This window comes from Candidatus Hydrogenedentota bacterium, from assembly GCA_018005585.1.
GTDB lineage: Bacteria > Hydrogenedentota > Hydrogenedentia > Hydrogenedentales > JAGMZX01 > JAGMZX01.
Map to the genome: position 1 here is coordinate 1 of JAGMZX010000034.1, position 24,486 is coordinate 24,486.

The following is a 24,486-nucleotide window of genomic DNA, read 5'->3' on the forward strand; positions in this document are numbered from 1 at the left end:
CCCCTCACCTTCACCTTCACCCTCGCCTTCGCCTTCACCTTCCCCTTCACCTTCCCCTTCACCTTCCCCTTCGCCTTCACCTTCACCCTCGCCTTCGCCCTCGCCTTCGCCTTCGCCTTCACCTTCACCCTCGCCTTCGCCCTCGCCTTCTCCTTCACCTTCCCCCTCGCCTTCGCCCTCGCCTTCACCCTCAGCCGAACCTAACTGTAGGCACAAGCCCCAGCTCAGAAGCGTGCCCGTGTCGCCGAACGCGTCATCCAGAATGGACAGTGTCCACGTACCTTCGGCGGATTCGCCGTCGATGTCGCTCAGGGCGCCCTGCGGTTGAAAACGCCCTGTGAAAGGAGGCGATGCAAAGATGATTGAGCCGGGGGCCTCGTCATCGAAGATAGTACCGGTGTAATTGTCACCGGAACCGCCCAGGTTCAAGAACAACAGGACTGTCGTGCCGCTGGGGGATTCGACCACGGCGGATATATCGCCCGTATAGGTGTGTGCGATGTCCAGGTGTACGTCCACATCCTCAATCGTGGCCGCGCCGGCAATCTGCAGTGTCGAAACGGTATACGCATTGTCCGCGATAGACTTGGGCACATCGATGCTCTCGTAAGCCGTGCAAGACGGCGCGCCTTCACCCTCCCCTTCGCCTTCCCCCTCTCCCTCTCCTTCTCCCTCCCCGGGGGGCGCGAGCGCGATATCCAGGCGTGTAGCGGGTCCAGCCGCCACGACCACAGGGCTTATGGTCTGGGGTGCGTAGCCCGGCGCGGAAATCGTGACGACGTAACTGCCTGGCAGCAGCATACGGTGGTAGTCACCCACATCCGGGTCAGTATACACGGGGTGCGCTATGCCGCCTGTTTCGATCTTTGCGTAGAGCGGCGCGCCCGTTTCCGCATCGGTGACGACGCCGCGAACGCCCCGGAGCGACTGCTCGAGATACGTGAGCATCGATTCCTTGTTGTTCGCCCAATAAGTTGGCAGCGTCGACTGGTTGGGCCGCTTCGAATTGGACAACTCGATCGTGACCTCGTTGCAACTCACGTAGCGGTAATTCCAGTCCTGCATGCCGCCGTAGACTGTGTACCACGCCGACCCGTTCGTGATGCCGTGATAAAACTCCGAACTGTTCCACATCGGCGAGTTGTAATACGAGTACCGCTCGGAAATGTAGATGAACAGGCTGTCGTCGGGGCAGGCGTCATACGTGTTTGGCGGGGCGTCGCCCTCATCGTAAGGATAGTTGACCAACAGCGCGCCGCCGTGGAGATTCGCCGATTGCGTAAAGCTGTGCGCCGCGGTCCACTCCATAACCCGCTGCACTTCGGTAGGGCGTCCTGCCGTGTCGAGCGGGTCGCCGTCGTAGATGTTGCCATCCGCACCGTCGGCCACGTAACTGGGGAAATTCCGGTTCAGGTCGTAGCCCTGCGCGTTGTAGCGCGTCCCCGCGACATGCCCGTCCGGATTCATCAGCGGCATGACCCAGATGGCCGTTTCATCAAGGAGCGCGGTGATGCGCTGACCTTCCGTCGTCGCCGCACCATAGGACGTCAGGAGCAGGTCGATGAAATACAGGCACATCTCCATGCCAAGCGGCTCGTCGCCGTGAATCGTCGAGACGTATTTGAATTCCGGCTCGTCCTCCTCGACATCCGGGTTGTCCGTGATAAGCAAGGCCCACAACCCCCGGCCCTGGTGAGAATTGCCCACGTTCACCAGCCGGCACACGCCGGGATGCGCGTCCGCATAGTCCTGGAGCATCGCGGCCATTTCCGAGTAGCTGTGATACGTGCCGAGAGCCTTGTCGAACACGCCGAAATCCGGCGGGTCCGGCTGATAGCCCGTAACCTTGTAGTCCACCCCCAGCCGGTCCAGCAGCCCGACTTCCGCATCCGTTGCGTAGACGCGCAGGACGCCGGGGCGCGGGCCGCGGTCCACGTCGAAATCGCCTTCCCGCAGCACGCGCAGCGTGCCGGCATTCAGAACCGGCACTTCAAGGACGGCAATCCGGCCCGGACGCGCCTTCGCGGCGCCCGCCTCCGCGCAACACACGACCGCCGCCAACGAGACAAGAAGAACGGCAAGACTTCTCACGGTGCCACACCTCTAGAACCAAGAGTACACCTGCATTATACCGGATTGGCTCCCGCTTTGGGTTACGGGGCTCTTGTCGCCGCGGCACGAAGCTTGCGCATATCCGCCCTTCCATGAGGCTGCCGGGAACATGGATTGGAATATGGGGGTTGCCAATATCCGGACCTGCGCATTGAGATCAGCCCAAATGACGCCGGATACAAACCCTTGGCGGGCGGTCGCGCGGGCCGTGCGCGACGCGTCCGGTGGGCGCCCGCGATGCCGTCGTTGACGTCCGGTTCGCTCTCGACCGCCCGCGCCTCGCGCCGTCATGCAAGCAGCTTGTTCAGGGTTCGCGCTACGCGCTCGATTGTCCGCTCGTCAATTCCATCGAACATGGGAAGCGCGATGGCGCGCGTGAACACATCGCGCGCATTGGGGCAGTCGTGCTGCCCCAGCCACGCGGCGCAATCGTCGGCAATCTCATGTTCGACTGCGGCGTCGATGCCGCGCAAGAGCAGTCCGCGCCGCACCGCCGCCGCCGGGCAGGGCAGCAACGCGACAAAAAAGTACCACGCGGACGTACAACCCGCGCGCACCCGTTGCACGCGAATATCCGGATGGAGCAGCGATGCGAGCAGTGCAGCGCGCTGGTTGCGCACAGCGATGCGCTCGTCAAGCGTGGCAAGCTTCTTGAGCGCAACGCGCGCCTGGACCGGCGCATAGCGCAGCAATGGCGGCGTGGCGTGCTGCCAGAGGCGGTACAGCCGGTGCATCAACGCGCGGCTGGCCGGGTTGGCGAGCAGGAACAGCAGCGGAAACGCCAAGCCGGTGGAAAACAGAATGCGTTCCAGCCGGATGATACGCAGTTTCCGCGGAACGTGCCCGGGATCGATGACCGCCCCGGCCACTCCGCGCCGGACATGGCCGGTCAGCGAGAAATCGCGGCTGACGGCAATCCCGCCGCCGTAGGAGTTGACCGGCTTCGTGATTTCGAGGCTGAAAAAGCCCGCATAACCCGCCCCGCCGGTCTGCAGGCCGTTGTCCGTCGCGCCGAGGGAATGGGCGCAATCCTCGATGACGGGGATACCGCGCGGTGCGGTCATCGCGGCTATGGCTCGCGCGTCGGCGGGCGCGCCGAACGCGTGCAGCACCAGAATGGCCTTGGTACGCGGCGTGATCCGGGCCTGCACCGCGGCCGGGGTGACGTTCAGAGTCGCGGGGTCGATATCCGCCGCGACGACGGTCGCGCCACACTGCTGGATCAGCGGGATCAACTCCGCCAGCGTGTAGGCGGGTATGACGACTTCGTCGCCCGGACCGACGCCCGCGTGTTCGAGGATCAGCCGCATGCCCTGGCGGCCGGAACTGACGGCCGCCGCGTCCGGCATGCCCACGTAACGGGCGATGGCCCGCTCCAGTTCCGCGACGGCCTCTTCCGCGCCCGGCGGGCCGGACCGCAGCCAGGCCGCGAGTTCCTCGGCCTCGCCGGCGTACATGTGCGCACGGCGTCTTGGAATCATAATTGATGTTTCCCGGGTCAAGAATCGATGTCCTTACAGGTCCGTGCAGAATCCGGGGCAGGGGACTCTCGCCGCAGATGCGCCCTATGGACGGGCAACAGGTGTGACGCGGCCGCCACGTTGCGCTCGGTCAGTCTCACTCGCCCCATGGCGCCGGACCAGCGCGCCCATGGCGCCGCGATACGTTATCCAGCGCGCCCGGCGGGGAGCAGCCTGTGCATCGGGCCACCCCAATTCCGGCTACACTGTATACCATGACCGCTGCCGCGCGCATCGTGCCGCTGAACACGCGGGTCATTGTGGTCCGTTGGGGCCGGCCCACAAGCTCGCCGCCTGGTCGAAGTAAAGCCAGCAGAAAACGAGCACCACAATCAGCACGATCACCCGGATGACGCAACGGACAAGGAGGCCCGGAGCCTTCAGCAAGAACACGCACGCGGCGTTGTACGCGATGTGCAGGACCATCGCGGCGAGCAGACAGCCCCACAGCGGCAGCCCGTACCCCAGGTACGCGACCACCACGATCATGGCGCCGGCGAGCCCAACGATGGCCGCGTCGAGCGGGCGGCCGGGGTCCAGGTTGCCGTGCAGCGCGTCGATGGCGACCTGAGGGATGTGAAACACGACAAACGGGATAACGCACCACACCAGCGCGGTAAGAAACGTGATGTGCGGCACGTTCAGCATTACCTCGGGTATCAGGCCCGCCCGGAATATGGCCAGCAGCAACACGCCATGAAACGAAATCTCCTCGGCAATCGGCAGCCAGAGCACGACGACGGCGTTGTGGCTTGCGTAAAGAAACAGCAGCAGCAGCATAATGATGACCGTGAGAAAAATGGCCAGCAAGCAGGGGATGTAGAGCCAAAGCACGCCCTGCGATGTCGCGCCGCCGAAAACTTCCGCCTTCAGCCCGCTTTCGGGAAACAACTCGTACAACACGAGCAGGACAATGTAGAGCAACACGATCGCGACGGCTGCCGCGACCGCCTGGAGCAGCCGGTAGTACACCTGGTGAAACATGGCGAACCCTCTCCTTCCGAATCCCCCTCAATGCGATGACCAACACGTCATCATGACTCGCACCGTCCGTCCGCTCCTGCGATCTTTCCCGCCGCGAAGGCAGCGTTATCCGTCGCGCCCGCAGCTTGGCTCGAGAAAGATCTTGCGCGGCGGCGCATTCGGCTCCTGGACGCGCCGCACGAGCGTCTCGACAGCGGTCCGCCCCATGACATACGACTGCTGCTGGAATGTCAAATCCGTGAGACGGGCATGTTCTCCGGTCAGTTCGCCGTCATCGACACAGGCGAGTTCGACGTCGCCCGGTACGGCGTAACCGAGCCGGTGCAGCTCTTGCGCCGCGAGTATCGCGATCCACGCTTCCGCGCAAAAGAAGGCCGTCGGCCGGCTCTTGTGCGCGACGACGCGGTGAATGGGAAAGGCGCGGATATCTTCGCGGGGCGAAAGCGCCGCCGTCAGTTCCTGATTGCGCTCGAGTCCGCCTTCGCGCAGCGCCCGCAGAAAACCCTCCAGCCGCTCCTCGGTCGCCGTGTTGACATAGTCGCTGCCGAAGAAGCCGATGGTATGGTGCCCGCGTTCGGTCAACGCCCGTGTGGCCACATAACCAATGGCCTCGTTGTTGCTGACGACAAAGTCGCAGTCCAGTTCGCGGTGGTAGCGGTCCAGCAGCACAAAGGGAAATCCCGCCTGCTGGTTTTCCCGCAGCGCTTCGATGGGGCCGCCGCCTTCTTCGTACAGCCAAAGCGCAACGCCCGCCAGCCCGCTGTGGCGGATGTCGCGCAGTAATTCCGCCTGGCTCTTGCCCACGCTGTCCATGAAATAGACGAGCGCATTGAAATTGCGCGACGACACCCCCTCGACAAAGCCATGAATGATCCGCTGCACGTGGCGGCTCAAGATCGGGGGGCACACCAGCGCCAACACGCGGTTCTCGCTCAAGTGCAACTGGCGCCGCCGCTGACTGAGCGGCGCGACAAACGAACCACGCCGCCGCGAGCGCACTATGTAGCCAGCCAGTTCCAGTTCCCGAAGCGCCTGACGCGTCGGGTTGCGGCTGACACCGTATTGCTCAGCCAGTTCCAGTTCAGACGGAATGCGCGCACCCTCGGCGAGCGTTCCGTTGTCTATAGCTTCCTTGAGTGCCTCGCGAATATGGATATACAATGGCTGTTTTGCCACTAAGAAAACACTCCTGACGTCCCAATAGGTGGCCAACCGATCCCCGTAAACAATAGCATGGCCCGCAGGGCGGGTTCACCGAAGAAAGGGACCACTCGGGCCGGGGCATTGCGCCATGGGTCCGCCGTTCACTCAGCGGGATAATTCGCCTCGATGTATCTTTGGATTTCCTCTTCCATGGCGACCACGACTTCGACACGACGGTTGGTGGTCCGTTCGATATCCTCAATGGCCACCAAGTCCAGCGGATTGCCCATCGCCACGACCAGCGTCTCGTTATCATGGATGCGCACGGGCACGCAGTGGCGCTGGCGGGCCAGCCGACCGTTGATCATGCGGGCAATCTCAGGGTCGATTTCCATGTCATCCAAATGAACGAAAGGTATGCCGCACTGCAGGGCGAGCGCCTGGGCCACGGCTTCTCCGCTTGTGTACCCTTTCTTCGCGAGGATGGCGCCCAGATGGGTGTAGGGGGTGCGTCGCTGTTCGTCGAGGGCCTCGTCCAACTGGTCCGCGGTAATCAATTCCGCATCAACCAGGATTTCGCCGATACTGCGCTTGTGTCCGTCGCGCAGACCGGCTGCCACTTGGCGAAGGCGGGCCACCTCTGATTGCTCCAGCCGGCGCACGGCGGGTCTCGGGGCGCTTCCACCGGACGGCGCGGTCTCCGCCGCGGCCCGTTCGCGCTGCCGCAACTGGTCACGCAATGCCTCATTTTCGCGCAATGCCTCGGCGAGTTGCTCCGCCAGCACGGATTTCGTGCCCCGCGACGTCTCTTGCCGCAGCCGCTCTTCGAGTTCCTGCACGCGCGTCCGTTCCGTTTCCGCCTCTCGCCGCAGCATCTCCGCTTCCGCGGCACTGACGCTTTCCTGCAGCGCGCGCTGGGACGCCTCCCACTCGCGTGTCCGTGCCTCAAGCGCTTCCCGCAGTTCCGCGGCCTCCGCCGCGCTGACACAATTCGCGAGATTCTCGCGGACCTCCGCCAATTCGCGCGTGCGCGCTTCCAGCGCCTGCTGCGCCTGCGCAAGCCGGGCCTCCTGACGACCTTGTTCGGCGGCAATGGCCGCCGCGTCCGGCGCTTCTTCGAGCCGGGCGCGGACTTGGCCCAACTCCTCGCGCACAACCGCGAGCTGCTGTTCGAGCGTGGCCACCTGGCCGCGCAGCGCTTCCGCCGTCTCATGCTCCGCAGTCACTTGCGCTTCGAGATTTCCGGCGCGTCCCCGCTCCGCTTCCGCCTCGGCCTTCGCGGCGTCCCGCTCGGCTTCAACCGCGGCGGTCCGCTCCTGCGCCTGCACGCCCAGTCCTTCCGCCACCCATGCGCTCAGCGCCTGGGACTGTTCCCGAAGCGCCGCCGTACTCTGGACGGTTTCATTCCGGAGGGTTTCCAGGTGTGCGTTCATCGCCTCCAGACCAGCCTTGGCCTGAGTGGCATCCCGCCCGAGCTCTTCGAGGGCGGTTTGGGCGCGCGCCAGGAACTCATTAAGCACGGCATCAAACTGGAGCAGCCGTTCTGGCTTATCGGCTTCATTCATGCGCCGTCTCCGAGTATGGTTTTCCTTCCATTGCAAGTATAAATAGTTTACCGCATACTGTCAAGATGAAAATAGTGCGCTTGCAGTCTCCAACCGTCGAAAGCACCAGGCTGGTGCAGAAGACTTAAAGGGAGCGCGCACAAACCTTGGGCAGGGCGTGCGCGCCCCCTTTGGGCAAGGGGGAGGCGCTTGGCAACACCTCCGTTACAAGAGGGGCGATTCAGGGCAAACTGAATCGCACCCTGGCAGGCAGACGTCTGTGCCGTCGGGAACTTCACGACGGCAGTTGTTTTGGCTTTAAGCAGTATCAATGCCAAGATAGGGCCGAAATGTGCTCGGGACGCGGTCCACGCTGCGTGTTCCAGCGCAGGCCGGGCGCTAATATGTCATAAGTACCTTTGAATGGAGGTGTTAGGAATAGTGATTGACAAGAATTTCTCTGGTGTGTGGGTTATTTATACAGGCACACCTTGGGACACTAAAGGGAAACAGGAACAGCTTACGTCCGCGTAGGTTCGTGGCAGCGCCGCATACCGTCCTGTAGGGACCGGCTGTTCAAGCGCGGTATTTTCGCGGGTCAATACCATGGGCGCAGACCCGGAGACCCATGATCCGTTCCGTGATGCCAAGCGTGCGCGCCGCTTTCGCCTTGTTGCCGCGCGCATCCTTGAGCGCTTCGATGATCATCTCGCGTTCGACCCGGGCAAGCGTCTCTTCGAGCGTGCCTTTCATGCGCGTGTCCGACGCCTCGGCGGTCTGCAGCGTGGGCGGCAGATGGTGCCCGTGGACCACGTCATCCTCGGTAAGGAGCACGGCGCGTTCAATCGTGTTCTCCAGTTCACGCACATTGCCGGGCCAGTGGTAGCTCATGAGCATGTCGATGGCCGGCGTCGAGATGCGCCGCACGTACTTGTGAAACTGTTTGCTGTATTTCTCGACGAAGAAATTCGCCAGTTCAAGAATATCGGTCTTGCGTTCGCGCAAGGGGGGAATGTGCATGGGAAAGACGTTCAGCCGGTAGTAGAGGTCTTGCCGGAACGCGCTCTCCTCCATCATCTTCTCGAGATCCCGGTTCGTGGCGGCGATGACGCGCACGTCCACCTTGATCGTTTCCGTGCCGCCTACCCGTTCGAACTCTCTCTCCTGCAGCACGCGCAGGAGCTTGACCTGCATCTGCGGGGTAAGGTCGCCAATCTCGTCCAGGAAGATCGTGCCGCCGTGCGCCAATTCAAAACGGCCTTTGCGCTGGCAGGTCGCGCCCGTGAACGCGCCCGCTTCATGGCCGAACAACTCGCTCTCAATAACAGACTCCGGCAACGCGGCCAGGTTGACGCGCACAAAGGATTTCGCGCCGCGCAGGCTGTTGTAATGCAGCGACTGCGCCACCAGTTCCTTGCCCACACCGCTTTCGCCCCGGACAATGACTGTCGCGTCGCTCTTGGCCACCTGCACAATCTGGTCAAAGACCCCCTGCATCGCATTGGACCGGCCGATCATGTTTGCGGGCCGGAACCGCTCGCGCAACTCCTTTTGCAGCCGCGTGTTTTCCTCGAGCAGGCGGCTGCGTTCCTGTTGCGCTTCCTGGCGCAGCCGCACCGCCCGCGCCAGCATCGACGCAATGATCGACAACAAACGAAAATCCTCTTCCAGCGACACGTCGTCCGAAAAAAGCCGGTCGGCGCTGAGCGCGCCGATCACCGCGTTTTCCAGCTTGACCGGCACGCAAATGAAAGAGATGGTCTCCTTGTCGAGCTCTTTGCGAGAGCCGGTGCGGTTCAGGAACAGGGGTTCCTGCGATACGCGCGGCACAACCATCGGCCGGCCCGTCTGCACCACCTTGCCCACCACGCCCTCGCCCCGCTTGTACCGGCCCCGCTCCAGTTCTTCGCCCGAGAGACCGTGCGCGACTTCGATATACAGTTCCCCCGTTTCACGGTCGACCAGTGTAATGGTGCCGCGCAGCATACCGGTATGCGCCGCTATGGCGCGCAAGACCGGAGCCAATTCCTCGCGTAAGTCGAGGCTGCGGTCCAAGGTCTGGCTGATCTCGAACAGCAATTGCAGTTCGGAGACTTCTTTACGCACTTGCGGCGCTGTGGTGGTGCCCATACGCATACTCCGCGACATAACCAGTCGCCAATAAGGCCGCCAGAAGGCTGAACTCACCTGGAAATGACGGAATTGTAGGATAATCTCCCCGCAGATATCAAATTCACCCCCTAACTTGGCACACAAAATGCCCCATATGGTAGGAACCACCAGGGATGAAGGATTGTTCGCACACCCATGACGCGGGCCCCGGCGCGAGCCTCTTATTGCGCCGGGCGCATGCGCTGGGGCTGCCATTCGTAGACGATGGCACCCCTTTCGCTGCCAGCGGTCCTGGCCGAGGCGCCTCCGGCCGCCGGACGGAAAGGAAACTGCGCGCCGCAATCGCCGCAAGTGTACCGGCGCGTACGTCGCGGGTCGGCCGATAAGCCGGGTATTCCCACGTCGCCGGACAGGTCTACGAGCAGGTCCAGGTCAGCAGGAGCCCCGCAATACGGGCACTCCAGTTCGTCCTTGCCGCCCCAGATCAGCCATGTTCCGTGTGCCACCGTTCCGGCGCCAGTCTCGTCTTTCGCGTGTACGATACGTTTCACCCAGGAGCCGATGAGCACCGCCAGCACGACCAGCAGTACGAGCCCGATGACCGGCAGGCCCATGTTCAGGGCTTTGCTCAAGTTTCCGGCACGGGGAAAGACGCCGTAGAAATAGACCACTACAAAGAAGGCCAGCAACAGCGTGGAAGCCACGATGTAGGAGAGAAGCGAAGGCTGCTTCTCTTCCTTGAGCGGGGTGGGCGGAACGGCTGGCGCCGCCTTCCGCGGGTTTCGTCCGGCGGCATGCGCTACGAAACCGCGCGCCGGTCTTGCGTCTTCTTTGGATTCCGTTCGCGGAGCCGCCGGTCCTGGGGGGTCCCCGCCCGGCACGTGAATGGCCATGGGCGGGATAACGATGCGGCATCCGCACTTCTTGCACGCCCCGGCCGTCCCGGCGAATCGTTCCGGGACGCGCAGCGTTTCCCTGCAGTTCGGGCACATTACGGACAACATCGGCTGCAGCCCTTGAAAACTGTGATGGTCTGACCGCACATCTTACCGGATTCTCTGGTGGAAAGGATAGCCTTGTCGCGGGTGCAAAGAACGCGTCGCCGCCTGGCTTGGGCGCGTCCGTTGCCGGATGGTATCATTTCAAACCGTCGGTTGAAACCCCACGAAGGAATCGTCATGCACATTGCCGAAGGGATACTCGACGCCCCCGCGCTCGCCGCGGGTGCCGCCGTGACCGTTGTGGGTGTTGCGGTCGGCCTGCGCAGAATGGAACTCGAGATCATCCCCCGCGCGGCGGTGCTATCCTCGGCGTTGTTCGTGGCCTCGTTGATTCAAGTGCCCCTCGGCCCCGCGAGCGCGCACCTGACACTCATTGGCCTTGCGGGCGTTGTGCTCGGGTGGGCCGCATTCCCGGCGTTCCTTGTGGCGTTGCTGCTGCAGTGCGTCTTCTTTGGATACGGCGGCGTCGCCGTGCTGGGCGTCAACACAGCAAACATGGCGTTGGCCGCCGTGCTGTGTCGTTACGTGTTCCGGCTGCTGACGCCATCGCCTCCCGGGGGGCGCGGCTTTGCTGCCGGCTTCGTCGCGGGCGCCTTGGGCATTCTCGCGGGCGCCCTGTTTGTAAGCCTCGCGCTTCTGACCACGGGGCGCGCGTTTGCGGTGGTTGCCGCGACCGTGTTTGCGGCGCACGTCCCCGTGGCGGCCGTCGAGGGACTCGTGACGGGTTGGGCCGTAGCACTGCTGTCTAGAGTGCGCCCGGAAGTACTCTCTTCCGGGACTTGCCCGGAAGAGGAGCATTCCCTTGCCTAATCTGATCCGTATCGGCGCACTCGCCGTTCTGACGTGTGGCCTGCCGTACGCGCCGGCGTTTGCGCACAAGCTCAACATCCTCGCACAGACGGACGGCGACCGCATCACGGGGCTGGTCTATTACTCCGGCGGCAACGGCGCGTCTGGGGCGGCGGTGCATGTCATGGGGCCCGGCGGCGAGCAGCTCGGGCAAACCACAACCGACGCAACGGGCGCGTTCGCGTTCACGCCTGTGAGTGCATGCGATCATACATTCGTCTGCGAATCGGACGACGGGCATCGCGAGGAATACACGGTCCCGGCTTCCCAATTACCGGCGCGGCTGCGGGAAACGGCGCCGGCTCAGACGTCCGCGGGCGCGGATGCGCCGCCCGCCGCGGGAACGCCGGCCCTGGTGGAACAGGCCGTGGCGCGGCAAATACAGCCGCTGCGCGCGGATCTTGCGCGCAACGAGACGCGCGCGCGCCTGCGCGACATCGTCGGCGGTATCGGCTATATCTTTGGTGTTATGGGTCTGGTGTTCTACTTGAAGGCCCGTGCGCGGCTGAAAGGCGGGCCTCGTGCTTAGCGCGCCGTTCGCTGTGGGCGATTCGCTGGTTCATCGTCTGGACCCGCGCGTGCGCGTGGTCGCGGCGGCGGCGTTTGCCATTGTCGTGGCGCTGCTGCGCGCCGCGACCCCGGCCGCGTTTGCACTGGCTGTGGCGGCCGCATCACTGTGCGCGGCGCGTCTTGCGTGGCGGCCGCTGCTCGCGCGGTTCGCGCGGCTGAACGCATTCCTCGTCCTGCTCGGACTCATGCTGGCGGCGTCGGCGCCGGGAAACACCTTGTTCACCCTGGGGCCCATCGGATTTACGGACGCGGGCGCGGGCCTGGCGCTGCTGATCCTGCTGAAGACAAATGCAATCGTGGCCGCGCTGACCGCGCTTCTGGCCACGATGGACGCAACGGCCCTGGGGCACGCTCTGTGGCGGCTGAGGGTGCCGTCCAAGCTTACGTATCTGTTTCTCTTTACGGTCCGCTACCTGGACGTGCTGCACCGCGAATACTCGCGGTTGCGCGCCGCCCTGACCGCGCGCGCGTTTCAGGCGCGGTGCAACCGTCACACGCTGCGCACGCTCGGCTACCTGGTGGGGATGCTGCTCGTGCGAGCGTTCGACCGGTCGCAGCGCGTCCACGAGGCGATGTTGTGCCGCGGCTTCGCCGGGAAGTTCCCCGTCATGGCCGTGTATCGCGCGGGAGTCCGCGACGTGGTGTTTGCTTGCTGCTGGGGACTGGCCGTAGTCCTGTTGTTGGCATGGAGGTAACGTGGACGAACCGGTCATCACGCTCGAAGAGGTGCACTTCGCATATGACGCGGGGCGTCCCGTGTTGTGCGGCGTCGATTTCAGCCTGCCGCGAGGCCGGCGGCTGGGTCTGACCGGCGCGAACGGCAGCGGGAAATCGACGTTCCTCAAGCTGATTGTGGGACTGCTGCGGCCCACGCGGGGCCGCGTAGCCGTCTTCGGCGTCGAGCGCCGCGGCGAGCGGTGTTTCCTGCCCGTGCGGCAGCGGATCGGCTTCCTCTTTCAAGACCCGGACGACCAGCTGTTCTGCCCGACGGTCGAGGAGGACGTGGCTTTCGGCCCGCTGAATCAATGCAGGACGCCGGACGAAGTGCGGCGTCTGGTCCGGGACGCGCTGGACCGCGTCGGCCTCGCCGGTTTCGAGGAACGTATCACGCACCGTCTCTCGGGGGGCGAGAAACGGCTGGTCGCGCTGGCGGGCGTGCTCGCCATGCGGCCCGAAGTATTGCTGCTTGATGAACCCGTTTCGGGGCTGGACGAGGCGGCGCAACAACGCATCACTGCCATCCTCCGCGGCCTCCCTCACGAGATGATCGTCGTGTCGCACGACCAGGAATTCCTGCGCGCGATCGGGGCGGACACCATCCGCCTTCACGAGGGTAAGCTGGTCCCCTGAAGAGGACGAACGGTGCGCCGCTTCCCCCGGTGAGCCGCCCGTGATACAAGTCCGTTTTGTGGTCACAGCGCATCAAGCCACGTGCAACATGCGCACCGCTTCAGCGGCGCATGGCGCGTCGAGCGGTGCCAGACGCGATCTGCCACTCGGCACAAGCGCCATTCGCGCGGTTCGAGTGGTAGCATGGGCTTCCCGTCACCAGCGGAACAGGACCGTGGCCAAGCCGCGCGCGGGCGTCGTGACCGGGATGCCGCCGCCGGGCGTGAGCGTGATCTTGGCGCCGGCCTCCTCGTTCAAGTTGCAGAGGTGCGCTTCGCGCACGGGCGCCCCCACGCGGATGATGTCCGCGACAGGCGCATCGGATGGGTTCCAGAGCCGCACCACGCCCGCCCGCTCATCGTGCGCGGGTTTGACCGCCGTGACCACGACAGCGTTGCGTTCCAGCCACAGGAAGGACTTGGTTTCGGGCAACTGCGCTGCGCCGTGGGTGCGCACGCCGGTTTGATGCGACGCAACGAGTTGCGCGGCCGCAACCGCGTCAAACGGTCCCGCGAAGGGCAGCAACTGGTAGTCGAAGACCATCTCCTCGAGCAGCTCGCCGTCGGGTTCGCCCGAGGTGCCCGCGGTCTGCATGGTCGCGCGGAACAGCGTGAGCGCGATGCTGCGCTCGGACGTCTGTGTGACCTCGTATTCGTGCAGCCCCCACGGTGACAACAAGGCCAAGCCGCCGCACCCGTCGAGCACGCCGCAGTAGCTGGTAAACGCGCTCTCGGGGTTCACGCGCTCCTGCCACTCCGCCGTGTCCGGGGGCACTTCAATCGCGCGTTCGACCACCGCGAACGGCGTTTCGGCGAAGGACCGGCCGGACCGCGCGCCCGTCGGGAACAGGACGCGCAGCCGGTGATCGCAGACCGTGTTCCGGATTACGGTGCGCACGCGCAGGCACGGGTTGTGCTTTTCCACGGTGAGGAAATCGACAATGCGCAGCGGAGTCCGGTCATCGGACCGATGGTAGTGCGGCTTTTCCAGCCTGCGCGGGAGCAGGAACTCGCGCTCGATGCGGAACACCGTGCGCAGCGGCCCATCTTCCTCGACAGCCGTGGCGACGCTGTTCCCCGGCGAACGGAACACGATGTCGTCGATGAGCGGACCTCGGGTCCAGCCGTCGCCGGAATCCCCGCAGTCCTCGTAGAGAAACAGGCCGTCGAAGACACGGGCCGAGCCTTCATGCCGGAGGCAAGCCGTACCGTCGTGCCGCACCTCCAGCGCGACAAGACCGTTGGCCGCGGTGAGCGGCCCGGTGCGCAAACTGCCGAAGGTGCGCGTGGCCGCGTGCGTGCCCTCGACCCGGATGCCCATATAACCGCCCGGCGGCAACTGGAGTTCCACGGCGGTGTGGTAGATGTCGGCCTGCGCGGTATGCTTGCGCCCGATGCTGTTGAGATGCTTGAACGCGGCGCCGCGCTCGATGCGCACGTGCTGATACGGTAGGCGCCGCCCGGCGTCGTCGAGCAGGTAGAACTTGTTTACGCGCTCGGAAGCGGCGAGCGCGTCGATGAAGCAGTACCCGGTCTTTTCGCCGAAATCGGCTGGGAACGGAATCGCGATGTTGACGATCTCCTTGCGCGCAAAGGGTAGCGGGTTGTGCACGACGACGTTCTTCCAGGCGTCGCCGTCAATGGCCGCGCCACCCACATGCGCCGTCGCGCGCCGCACCACGCCGTCGCCAATCAACTCGCACTGGTCGAAGCGGTAGCGCATGTCGCGGTGCACCTGGTCGATGCTGCAGCCGCAGATGGAGTCGTGGGGGTGATTCTTCATGAGGAAGGTCCACGCGCGGTCCAGATAGCTCAACACCGGCGCGCCGCCCGCGAGCATTTGGAACAGCGCCATCGGCTCCCCCCACTTTTCAAGCAGAGCCTGGCATTGCCCGTTCCGCTTCTTGACAGGATAGCGGGACGAGAGCGTATGCACGATGAGGTACTGGTACAGGCGGTCGTGGGTCCGGCACGGCTGGCGCAACTCGCCTTTGCGCTCCGGCAGTTCGCTCTCGTGACGGAGCAGTTCCGCGCCGTAGTCCTCGAGCGTGCCCCAGACGAATGCAATGTCCGGGCGCGACTGCTGCAGCGCCCGAAACAGTTCCGGCATCCGCGGGTCAGGCCGCTGGTGGTCGACCGCGTCCAGGAGCAGCACGAAAGGAGCCGGTGCCCGGTTCTTTTCGGTCTCGAAATACGGATCAAACAGCTCCCGGACCTTCTCCACCTCATATGCCGCGCCTTCCAGCGGGTGACGGACATGGAGCAGAAACGGCGTATACCCGCCATGGTCCTTGAGCTTGTGCGTGACCATGCGCGACCCGTCGGGCCCTACCCAGACGAACTGAGCCGGGTACTCCTCGTCCTGCGTGCCGCGCCAGCAGATGCCGCAACGCAATCCGAAACCCGCCATGATCATGGGTAGCGCGGCGATGTGGCCGAACTGATCCGGCGTGTAGGCGAACTGCGCGGGTTTCACGCCGAAATCGCGGCAAATCCGCGCGCCTTTCATCAAATTGCGCACGAAGCTCTCGCCGGAGATGAGCCATTCGTCGGGCAGGTTGTACCACGGTCCGACCAGCAACCGCCGATCGCGCAGAAACCGCATCAGCCGTTCGCGCTGTTCCGGACGGACGTACAGGTAGTCCTCAAGCACGATAGTCTGTCCGTCGAGGTGAAAGCACCGGTATTCAGGGTCGCGGTCCATCAGGTCCATGACTTCGTCAATAAGTTCGACGAGCCACATGCGGAATTCCTGAAACGGCTCGTACCATTCGCGGTCCCAATGCGTCCCCACGCAGTAATAGGCTTTCATGAACAGACTCCCGGGATAGAGGCCACCAGAATGCGGGCAAGTCTACGTACCCGGCATGCCCCGGATCAACGGCCGAACGCAACCGGGCGTCTCCCCGCGCTCGGTTCGCGCGCGAGCACGAGCAGGAGGCGGGACGTGATAGAATGTTTTCATCGACAGCAGTGGATGGAAGGGGACACGACTATGAAGCCGATATTGATTCCACAACCGAAGTCCTTGCGGCTGGACGGGGGGCAATTCCGGTCGCCGCGCGCGGGCAGCATCGCCATACCCTGCGCGTCGTGGCTGCCCGCGGCGGAGGCGCTGCGCGCACTGTTTCCGGGCTACGCGCTCTATGCCAACGCCCCGGGCCTGCCGAACACGGTGCGCCTGTTTCTGAACCGCAAATTACAGCCGCAAGGCTATACGCTGGACATCAGCGCCGAAGGCATCTTCATCGAGGCCGCGGACCCCGAGGCCGCGCGGAACGCCGTGCGCACGCTCGCACAGGTATCACGACAGGCGCAGGGCGGCGCACTGCCCGCGCTGCAGATCAAGGACTGGCCCGACTTCCCCGTGCGCGGCACGATGCTGGATCTCTCGCGCGGCCGCGTGCCGAAGACAGAGCGTCTTGAAGAATGGGCCGCAACGCTTGCGGACTACAAGATCAACCATTTGCAGCTGTACATCGAGCATACGTTCCGTTATCGCGCTCACCCGCTTGTCGGCAAAGGCGCATCGCCGCTGGACGCGGCGGAAGTGCTGCGCCTCGACGCCCATGCGCACGCGCGGGGCGCCGAACTGATCCCCGCCCTTCCCTGTTTCGGTCACATGGAGAAACTGCTGAAGCACGCGCCGTACCGCAACCTCGCGGAGGACTGGGGCATCGGCCGTTACGCAGCCCCCGACGCGGATGAGGCGCTGCGCGGTTTCAAGGAAAGGGCCTGGACCATCTCGCCCGCGAACGCGGACACGTATCCGTTCCTGCACTCGCTGTTCGCCGAACTGTTGCCGTTGTTCCGGTCGGATCGCGTCAATATCTGCTGCGACGAAACCTTCGACCTTGGCCTCGGCCAGAGTTACCTCATGGCCGCCATGAGAGGAAAGGGCAACGTCTATTTCGACCATGTGGTAAAAGTCGCCGAAATGATGAAACACCTCGACAAACGCGCCATGTTCTGGGGCGACGTCATCCGTCAGTACCCGGAACTCATCCCGCAGCTGCCCAAGGACCTCGCCGTGCTCGATTGGGGTTACGGGGCCAACCACGATTTCGACGCGATCGGCGATTTTGCGGTCGCCGGCCTGGAATGTTACGCCTGCCCGGGCACATCCTCGTGGGTCAGTCTGTTCCCGCGGCTGCATGAGTCCGCCGCCAATATTGCGGGTTTCGCGCAGGCCGGGCGGCGCCACGGCGCGGCGGGGCTCATCAATACGGACTGGGGCGACGGCGGTCATTACAATTTCATGGAGTACTCCTGGTACGGGTATCTCTTCGGCGCGGAGCAAGCCTGGAACACGAAAGCGGATCGCGCCAGCTTCACGCGCCGTTTCTGCGCCGTTCTGCTGGGGCACGACGCCCCGGAACTCGCGGAAGCCATCGACACGCTCGGCGCGATATCGCACTTGTCGGTCGAGGGCTATTACCAGAGCGTGTGGCGGCATATCTTCTTCGCCACGCCGACCGACCCGCTGTTCAACGGCGAAGAGCGCCGTGGTTTCGCCTTCCTGGACGGCCGCATCACGCCGGTCGCGGTCGCGCTGGACGCGCAACTCGGTGAGGAAACGCTCGCCGCACTGGACGATGTCCGCGCCGTGCTCGCCAAGTATGCCGCCAAGAAAGGCGACCCCCTCGGCCTGCTGCCCTACTGGGTGTTTGCCGTGGACACGATGCGCCACGCGGCGCGCAAGCTGGCCGTACGGGGACCGGGCGGTCGCGGAAAGGCCGAAGGGCTCCGGGCGTTGCGCCGGGAGATGTTGGGCCTGCTGGAGCGCTTCGAGGAACTCTGGCTCGCGCGCAACCGGCCATCGGAACTTCGGATCGCGCGCGCGTTGTACCGGAAGACCCTGTAACCCGGACGCCGGCGGTTCGACGCCATGTAACGATTGTCCGACAGCGGTTTTCCGCACAGTGGCGCGGCAATCTCCCTGATGTTACGATAGTCTTCCGCTGCAACACGGGATAGGGAGCGCCACAGCCGATGTCCTTGACACGGGAATTACTGAAACGGGTTCTGCCGAGACGGTGGGTCGCCTCGGTACGTTTGGCCAAGTCGATAGGTCCGCGCCTCGACGCGCTGGAAAAGCAATCACTCCTCCTGAATGCGTATATCGCGCGTGAGGCGTATCCGCATCTGATGCCGGTCACGCCGGACGCCGCAGCCTTCAACCGGCATGAGATCAAGGTCTATTCGCAAAACGGCGAGGACGGCCTGATTCTGAACCTGTTCTCAACGATAGGCGTGCGCAACCGCTATTTCGTCGAGTTTGGCTGCGGCAACGGCTCCGAGTGCAACACGGCAAACCTGTCCGTGAATTTCGGCTGGCGCGGCCTGCTGCTCGACGCCGACGACGCCAGGATTGCGCAGGCGCGGGCCTTCTATGAGCGCATGCTTGGCCCGCGCGCGGGAAACGTGCGCATCGCGAACACGCGGGTCACCGCGGAGAATATCAATGACACGTTGCGGCGCCAGGTGCCCGAACGCGAAATCGACCTGCTGTCCATCGACATCGACGGGAACGACTACTGGGTCTGGCGCGCCATCGAGGCCGTCGAACCCCGCGCGGTAGTCATCGAGTACAATTCGGTATTCGGGCCCGAGCGCGCGCTGACGGTCAAGTACGACCCGGAATTCCGCCGCTGGGCGAAACATCCGAGCGGGCTGTATTTCGGCGCGTCGCTGGCCGCGCTGGTGAAACTGGGCCGCGCCAAGGGGTACCGGCTCATCGGCTGCGACCGCCAGGGCGTCAACGCGTTTTTTATCCCCGATCACGTCGACGGGTTTCCCGAGGTCCCGCCGGAAACAGCCTATTTACCCAACAACGATCGCGTGCTCGGCCTGGTCACGCCGGACCGCTTCCGCGAGATCGAGCACCTTCCCTTCGTGGAAGTGTAAGCGAGAGCAGCAGCCGGAGTTATGGGCATGATTATCGGTGTGGACGGACGCCCCGCGAACGAGGCGAACCGCGCCGGCATTGGCCGCCTGTGCCACAATCTGCTGCGCGCGCTGCCGCCGCTGCTCGGGGACGACCGCCTGCGCGTCTACCTCGACGCGCCGCCACGCGACGATTTCCCGATTACGCCCGAGCAGGCGGAGTTCCGCGTGCTGCACCGCCGGCGCATCTGGACCCAGCGCGTGCTCGCCCGGGAACTGCGGCGTGATCCGCCAGATGTGTTCTACTCGACGACGTTGCAGCTTCCGGCGCGGCGCGGATGTCCCGGCGTGGCAACGGTGCTCGATCTGGCCTTCTACGATTTCGGCGCGTATTTCCCGTGGCGGCGCCGCATGCGCGCGCGCGTCGAAGCGCGCCTGGCCGTCTCCCGGGCGACACACCTGATTGCCATCAGCGAAGCTACAAAGGCCGGAGTCCTGCAACGGTTCGGCCTGCCCCAGGAACGCATAAGTGTCGCGTATCCGGGTGTCGCGGAAGGCTTCCGGCCACGGGACAGCGCAGACGGAGGCGTACAGGCCCGCGCCCGCTTCGGGCTGCCGGAACGCTACGTGCTGTACGTGGGCCGCCTGCAGCCGCGCAAGAATCTCGTCCGGCTGGTTCATGCATTCGAGCGTGTTCTGGCGCGGCGGCCCGAACTGCCGCACGGACTGGTCATCGCGGGCGGCGCCGGCTGGATGGAAAAAGGCCTTCACAAAGCCATCGCGCGGAGCCCCGTGAAACCGCGCATCGTGCAACCGGGCTATGTCGATGAGGCGGACCTGCCCGGGCTCATGGCCGGGGCCGATGTATTGGCGCTTGTGTCTCTCTGGGAAGGGTTCGGGCTGCCGCTGCTCGAAGCCATGCACTGCGGCACGCCGGTGCTCGCCTCCAACTGCTCGTCCCTGCCCGAGGTCGCCGGCGAAGCGGGCGCGCTCGTCGATCCCTATGACGTAGACGCCATCGCGGCCTCGCTGGAACGCCTGCTGACCGACGATGCATGGCGCGCCCAGAAAGCGCAGGCCGGCGCGGCCCGCGCGCGCCAGTTCACGTGGGAGCGTTTTGCGGGACAAGTCCTCGCGGCGTTGCGCCGGACCGCCGCCAGACATCCACTCTAGCGTGTCTGCGGAGCGCGTCGCGCACCTTGCCGCCGCCGACTTGGGCCCGGCTTGATCCGGCTGGACGGGGCGAGTACATTTCGCACTTTGACACCTCCTTAAGGGTAAGGGGAGAACGCCATGGACCAGAAAGGCAAGCGGCTTCGCATCGTCAATGCGATGGCTCCCATACGCATCTGCGATTTGGGCGGGTGGACCGACACGTGGTTCGCGGAGACAGGCGCCGTGTTCAACATCGGCGTCTACCCCTACGCCGAGGTCCAGATCTACGTGCACGAAACGCCGCCCGGCAAACAGCGCAAGATCACGATCCATGCGGAGAATTTCGGCGACCGGTACGTGCTTGACCCGGGCCCAATCGAATACGATCGTCACCCGCTCCTGGAAGCCTGTGTCGATATCATGGAGATTCCGGAGAACTTGTCCTTCGAAATCAACCTGTATTCGAGCGCGCCTGCGGGTTGCTCGACCGGCACGTCCGCCGCGGTGAGCGTGGCCCTGCTCGGCGCGCTCGACCTCCTGTCCAAGGGCCGCATGACGCCCCACGAAATCGCGGCCACGGCGCACCGCGTCGAGACGGAGAAGCTCGGGCTGCAATGCGGCATTCAGGACCAGATTTGCTCGGCCTACGGAGGCATCTGTTTCATCGAAATGTTCGCTTATCCCCGCGCGTCCGTGTCGCAGATCGTCGTATCAAACAGTATCTGGTGGGAATTGGAACGCCGCATTGTGCTGGTATACCTGGGCCGCACGCATTCCTCGAGCGATATCCACAAGCAGGTCATCGCACGGCTGGAAGCCAAGGACGCGGACAAATCGGTGCTGGCGCCGCTGCGCCAGGCCGCGCATGACGGGAAAGATGCCGTGTATGCCGGCGATTTCAACGCGCTCGGCCGCGCCATGGTCAAGAACACGGAAGCGCAGATAAGGTTGCATCCCGGCCTCGTTTCCGAGGCGGCGCAGGCGGTCATCGGCATAGCGCGCGAACACAATTGCATCGGCTGGAAGGTGAACGGCGCGGGCGGCGAAGGGGGCTCGCTCACGATCTTGTGCGGACCTGAGAGCGAGAGCAAGCGCAGGTTTATCGAGGCTCTGCTATCGCTGGACGAACGCTTCCGCGTCATCCCGACCTATCTCTCGCGCACCGGCCTGCGCTGTTGGGAGACGCAGGTGTAGTATTCGGGCGGCATTGGCAAGCCCGCGGATTACCGTATGGATACGATTCAGGCCTATGTGTTTGACTTGGATGGCACGCTCATCGACTCCGAGATCCTCTGGGTCGAAGCGACGCAGGCGCTGCTTCAAGAATACGGATATGACGCGCCCTTCAAAGACGTGCTCGACATCGTGTACGGCCGCGCATGGCATACGATCTACGACATGCTCGAGCAGCGGTATCCCCGCCTGCCGTTTCCCGTCGAAACCCTGACGCCCGAACTTGAGAAGCGCTTCGCGCCCTTGCGCGACAGCCGCGACATTCGCATCCCCGGCTCGATTGCGCTGTTGAAACGCCTGGCCGCGGCATACCCCGTTTGCATTGTCTCCGGCTCTTACGTGAAGGACATCCGGCACGCCATCACGCTGGCGGGCATTGGCGAGTACGTGTCCTTTTATTTGGGCAGCGAGCATTTCGCGCCCGGCAAGCCGGACCCGACGTGTTACCGCATGGCCTCCGAGCGGTTCGGCCTGCCGCCACGGGCCTGTCTGGCCTTTGAAGACTCCACGGCGGGCATCCACGCGGCGAAAGACGCCGGTCTTCGCTGCGTGGCGCTGGCCCGCCCGAACCGGCCCGCCCAGGACGTGTCGCGCGCGGACCTCGTCCTCGACGACCTCGATAGATTCACCCCGGGTCTGGTGCAGTAGGCCGAATCCGCCAAACAAGGCCTTGTCTTTCAGGCTTCGTCACGGCGTCTTGAGCAGGAATTCCTGGATCAGCATCCACGCGGCTTCGTCGCAGGCCTTGGCGGAGAGTCCCACGTCGTCATCCTGATTGGCCGCGGCCAGCACAGCGAAATGCCGTTCCTGCGAGAGCCATGCCACGGCGTAATTCATGGTGTTCGTGCCGGCGTGCGTCAGCGCGGCGCCGCCCGCCCAATCGCGCCTGCAAACGACCCAGCCGCCGGCGTAGTCGCCGCCGAAGAACGGCGTGTGCAGGTGTTCCAGGGTCTCCGGACGCAGCAGAGAAACGCCGCTTGCCGGGCCGCCGGCGTGCAAGGCGGCAAACTTCGCCCAGTCAGCCAAGCTGCAATGCATGCATCCCCCGGGCGCGATCACCGCGGGATTGTCGCTCAATGGCCCCGGTGCGACAAGTTCCCGGCGGCCCTGAACGACCTTGTGTTGCCAAGGCTGGTCCACGAGATCGGGGCTGCCCATCGCGCCGAAGCCGGCGGAGGTCATGCCCAGCGGCGCGCACACGCGGTCGATGATCAATTGTTCCCAGGCGGTATCGGTGACGCGTTCCGCGATGGCGCCGAGAATGGCATAACCCGCATTCGCGTAGAGGTACTTCGCGCCCGGTTCCGCTTCGGGAGGCTGCCTGAGCATCATACGGACATACGCTTCGCGCTGTTCGCGCGGCGTGCCTGGAAGCCGGTGCAAAGATAGAAACGTCTCCCCTTTCGGCCAACTCTCGCCCGGAAGGCCGCCACGATGCGCCAAGAGGTGGTCGACGGTGACTCGCTGATAGCCCGGCTGCATCTCCGCGACAAGTTCGGGGAAGACCTCCGGCATGGACGTATCCCAGCGCAGCGTGCCCTCTTCGACGAGCCGCCCGATAAGCGTCGCGGTTACCGCCTTCGTGCATGAGCCCAGATGAAAGCAATCGCCGGGCGTCACGGCGACGTCGCCGCCGTACTTGCGCACGCCCGTAACGCCCAGCGCGATGAGTTCGCCGTCGCGCACCACCGCCGCGCCGAGCGCCGGAAGGTCGTATTGCCTACGAACAGGCTCCAGTTGCGCGGCCAGATTCGCACATTCCGCCCCGGCCGCAAAGGCGCGCGCACATAAGATTCCCGCAAGCCACACGGCATGCCCGCGGCATGTGGGACCAAGCCGGCCTGACACGTTAGTGTTCCAGGCGCTTGCGGCGCGCCTCGAGGTCGTAACCGCTTTCGCGCAGGCGCCGCAGCGTCTCCTGTTCGCTGCGAAGCACCTCGTCAATAGCCGCAGGAAGGTCGCTCAGAATCTCAAGGGGAATGGACACCACGCCGTTGCAGTCCGCATGGAGCAGGTCGCCCGGACGCACCTGGAACCGTTCGATTGCGTTCGAGACAGTCGGGCCGTCGGCATTCAAGAACGCATTCCATAACGCGGGCGGCAGGTCTTCGGGCATATCGCAAGACAATCCGGGTTTACGCGGACGGCATCGGGAGCGCAAAAAGTCGCGCGACGGATAGCCCTCCGATAATGAGAAGAATGATGAAGAACCACATCGCAATACCGCCGATGGGAAAGACTTCGTGGAACAGCCGGACCTTGACCGTGATGACCGGAAGGCTCACGATGTCAAGAAAGCTGAAGGATTCCCGCTTGCCAATGGCGATCCAGAACTTGCCGTCGTCTCCCTGCGGCGCGTAGCCGGCGACATAATAGCGGCCGGCCGTTTCGAGGGTGAGATTCTTGTCGGGAAATTGCCAGGACGTGGTGCCGGTAAACGGCTCGTAGAACTCGTTCGGCTCTTCGCCGTCCGTCGGGAACACGTAGGCGCCGTAGCCTTCGGGAATCTCAAAGGGCAACTGGACCTGTGGCAACCCCGGGCCGACCAGCGCCATGGCGGGGCGATAGTCTTCGAGCCGACCGAGTTTCGGCACCCCCATCTGCAGATAGAGCGGCGTGTTCGCGGTCACTTCGAATGTCAACCAGATTTCCGGGTTCCCGGCGGTGCGCCGGTGATAGGCGACCTGCGAGATGTCGACGGATTCCGTCTCGAGCGCGTCTTCGAGAGACGTGGGGCCGCCGTCAATCACAATTGGCTTATGTGCGGCGGCAGGAAACGCGACACCCAGGACGGCCACGAGGCAAACCACAAACGTACGCATGACCAGCACCCCTTCTTACTGCTCCTATGGTTTCACTTGATGCGGCAGACGAATCCGCAGCACGTTTCCGTCTCGTTCGACGGACATCACGTGTAACCCCTTCGTCGCGGGGCCCGCCAGGATCTGTCCCGTGAAATCGTACGTGGATTTGCCCACGCTGCAGCATT

Annotated in this window: 20 protein-coding genes; 9 read left to right on the plus strand and 11 right to left on the minus strand. The window is 64.3% G+C overall.

All coding sequences use genetic code 11. The features are described 5' to 3' along the window. The 7 genes from KA184_07860 to KA184_07890 form a co-directional block, all read right to left on the minus strand. On the minus strand, positions 1–2,091 hold a 2,091-nt coding region (locus KA184_07860; GenBank protein MBP8129483.1), incomplete at its 3' end, for a proprotein convertase P-domain-containing protein. Between the two features lie 308 nt (positions 2,092–2,399). Further along, positions 2,400–3,593 (minus strand): aminotransferase class I/II-fold pyridoxal phosphate-dependent enzyme, encoded by a 1,194-nt coding sequence (locus KA184_07865; protein MBP8129484.1) that lies wholly within the window; start codon positions 3,591–3,593, stop codon positions 2,400–2,402. A gap of 294 nt (positions 3,594–3,887) precedes the next feature. Continuing rightward, positions 3,888–4,616: a hypothetical protein gene (locus KA184_07870; GenBank protein ID MBP8129485.1), complete on the minus strand. Its 729-nt coding sequence runs from the start codon at positions 4,614–4,616 to the stop codon at positions 3,888–3,890. A 105-nt stretch (positions 4,617–4,721) separates the two neighbouring features. Continuing rightward, positions 4,722–5,792 carry a GntR family transcriptional regulator gene (locus tag KA184_07875; protein ID MBP8129486.1) on the minus strand — a complete coding sequence of 357 codons (1,071 nt, stop codon included), beginning with the start codon at positions 5,790–5,792 and terminating at the stop codon, positions 4,722–4,724. A gap of 128 nt (positions 5,793–5,920) precedes the next feature. Continuing rightward, a complete protein-coding gene (locus tag KA184_07880) occupies positions 5,921–7,324 on the minus strand; it encodes a hypothetical protein (protein MBP8129487.1) in 1,404 nt (467 codons plus the stop codon). 555 nt (positions 7,325–7,879) lie between these two features. Continuing rightward, positions 7,880–9,433: a sigma 54-interacting transcriptional regulator gene (locus KA184_07885; GenBank protein ID MBP8129488.1), complete on the minus strand. Its 1,554-nt coding sequence runs from the start codon at positions 9,431–9,433 to the stop codon at positions 7,880–7,882. Between the two features lie 203 nt (positions 9,434–9,636). Beyond that, complete coding sequence (locus KA184_07890; protein ID MBP8129489.1) at positions 9,637–10,419, minus strand: hypothetical protein; 783 nt, start codon at positions 10,417–10,419, stop codon at positions 9,637–9,639. Positions 10,420–10,593: 174 nt separating this feature from the next. Here KA184_07890 and cbiM point away from each other — a divergent pair, with 174 nt between their 5' ends. The 4 genes from cbiM to KA184_07910 are packed head-to-tail and all read left to right on the plus strand — an operon-like array spanning position 10,594 to position 13,185. After that, a complete protein-coding gene (cbiM, locus tag KA184_07895) occupies positions 10,594–11,226 on the plus strand; it encodes a cobalt transporter CbiM (protein MBP8129490.1) in 633 nt (210 codons plus the stop codon). After that, positions 11,219–11,794: a carboxypeptidase regulatory-like domain-containing protein gene (locus tag KA184_07900; GenBank protein MBP8129491.1), complete on the plus strand. Its 576-nt coding sequence runs from the start codon at positions 11,219–11,221 to the stop codon at positions 11,792–11,794. The genes cbiM and KA184_07900 overlap by 8 nt, the downstream gene beginning before the upstream one ends. Next, on the plus strand, positions 11,787–12,530 hold the full coding sequence (cbiQ, locus tag KA184_07905; protein MBP8129492.1) for a cobalt ECF transporter T component CbiQ: 744 nt from the start codon (positions 11,787–11,789) through the stop codon (positions 12,528–12,530). The genes KA184_07900 and cbiQ overlap by 8 nt, the downstream gene beginning before the upstream one ends. A 1-nt stretch (position 12,531) precedes the next feature. Further along, entirely contained in the window at positions 12,532–13,185 is a 654-nt protein-coding gene (locus KA184_07910; GenBank protein ID MBP8129493.1) for an ABC transporter ATP-binding protein, read from the plus strand. 195 nt (positions 13,186–13,380) lie between these two features. On the opposite strand, the gene KA184_07915 is transcribed toward KA184_07910, so the two are convergent. After that, positions 13,381–16,035, minus strand: coding sequence for a hypothetical protein (locus KA184_07915; protein ID MBP8129494.1), 2,655 nt, complete (start codon positions 16,033–16,035; stop codon positions 13,381–13,383). Positions 16,036–16,218: 183 nt separating this feature from the next. On the opposite strand from KA184_07915, the gene KA184_07920 reads away from it, so the two are divergent. The 5 genes from KA184_07920 to KA184_07940 all read left to right on the plus strand — a co-directional run bounded on the left by KA184_07920 (position 16,219) and on the right by KA184_07940 (position 22,145). Further along, a complete protein-coding gene (locus KA184_07920; protein MBP8129495.1) occupies positions 16,219–18,087 on the plus strand; it encodes a family 20 glycosylhydrolase in 1,869 nt (622 codons plus the stop codon). A 128-nt stretch (positions 18,088–18,215) separates the two neighbouring features. Beyond that, on the plus strand, positions 18,216–19,130 hold the full coding sequence (locus tag KA184_07925; protein MBP8129496.1) for a hypothetical protein: 915 nt from the start codon (positions 18,216–18,218) through the stop codon (positions 19,128–19,130). A gap of 27 nt (positions 19,131–19,157) precedes the next feature. Beyond that, positions 19,158–20,282: a glycosyltransferase family 4 protein gene (locus tag KA184_07930; GenBank protein MBP8129497.1), complete on the plus strand. Its 1,125-nt coding sequence runs from the start codon at positions 19,158–19,160 to the stop codon at positions 20,280–20,282. Between the two features lie 120 nt (positions 20,283–20,402). Next, on the plus strand, positions 20,403–21,458 hold the full coding sequence (locus tag KA184_07935) for a GHMP kinase (protein MBP8129498.1): 1,056 nt from the start codon (positions 20,403–20,405) through the stop codon (positions 21,456–21,458). Positions 21,459–21,494: 36 nt separating this feature from the next. Continuing rightward, a complete protein-coding gene (locus KA184_07940; protein MBP8129499.1) occupies positions 21,495–22,145 on the plus strand; it encodes an HAD family phosphatase in 651 nt (216 codons plus the stop codon). 39 nt (positions 22,146–22,184) lie between these two features. On the opposite strand, the gene KA184_07945 is transcribed toward KA184_07940, so the two are convergent. Genes KA184_07945 through KA184_07955 form a run of 3 tightly spaced genes read right to left on the minus strand, consistent with a single transcriptional unit; the run spans position 22,185 to position 24,319 of the window. After that, positions 22,185–23,345: a beta-lactamase family protein gene (locus tag KA184_07945; protein ID MBP8129500.1), complete on the minus strand. Its 1,161-nt coding sequence runs from the start codon at positions 23,343–23,345 to the stop codon at positions 22,185–22,187. A gap of 1 nt (position 23,346) precedes the next feature. After that, positions 23,347–23,613, minus strand: coding sequence for a hypothetical protein (locus KA184_07950; GenBank protein ID MBP8129501.1), 267 nt, complete (start codon positions 23,611–23,613; stop codon positions 23,347–23,349). Between the two features lie 19 nt (positions 23,614–23,632). Continuing rightward, on the minus strand, positions 23,633–24,319 hold the full coding sequence (locus KA184_07955) for a hypothetical protein (protein ID MBP8129502.1): 687 nt from the start codon (positions 24,317–24,319) through the stop codon (positions 23,633–23,635). Positions 24,320–24,486 lie beyond the last annotated feature (167 nt).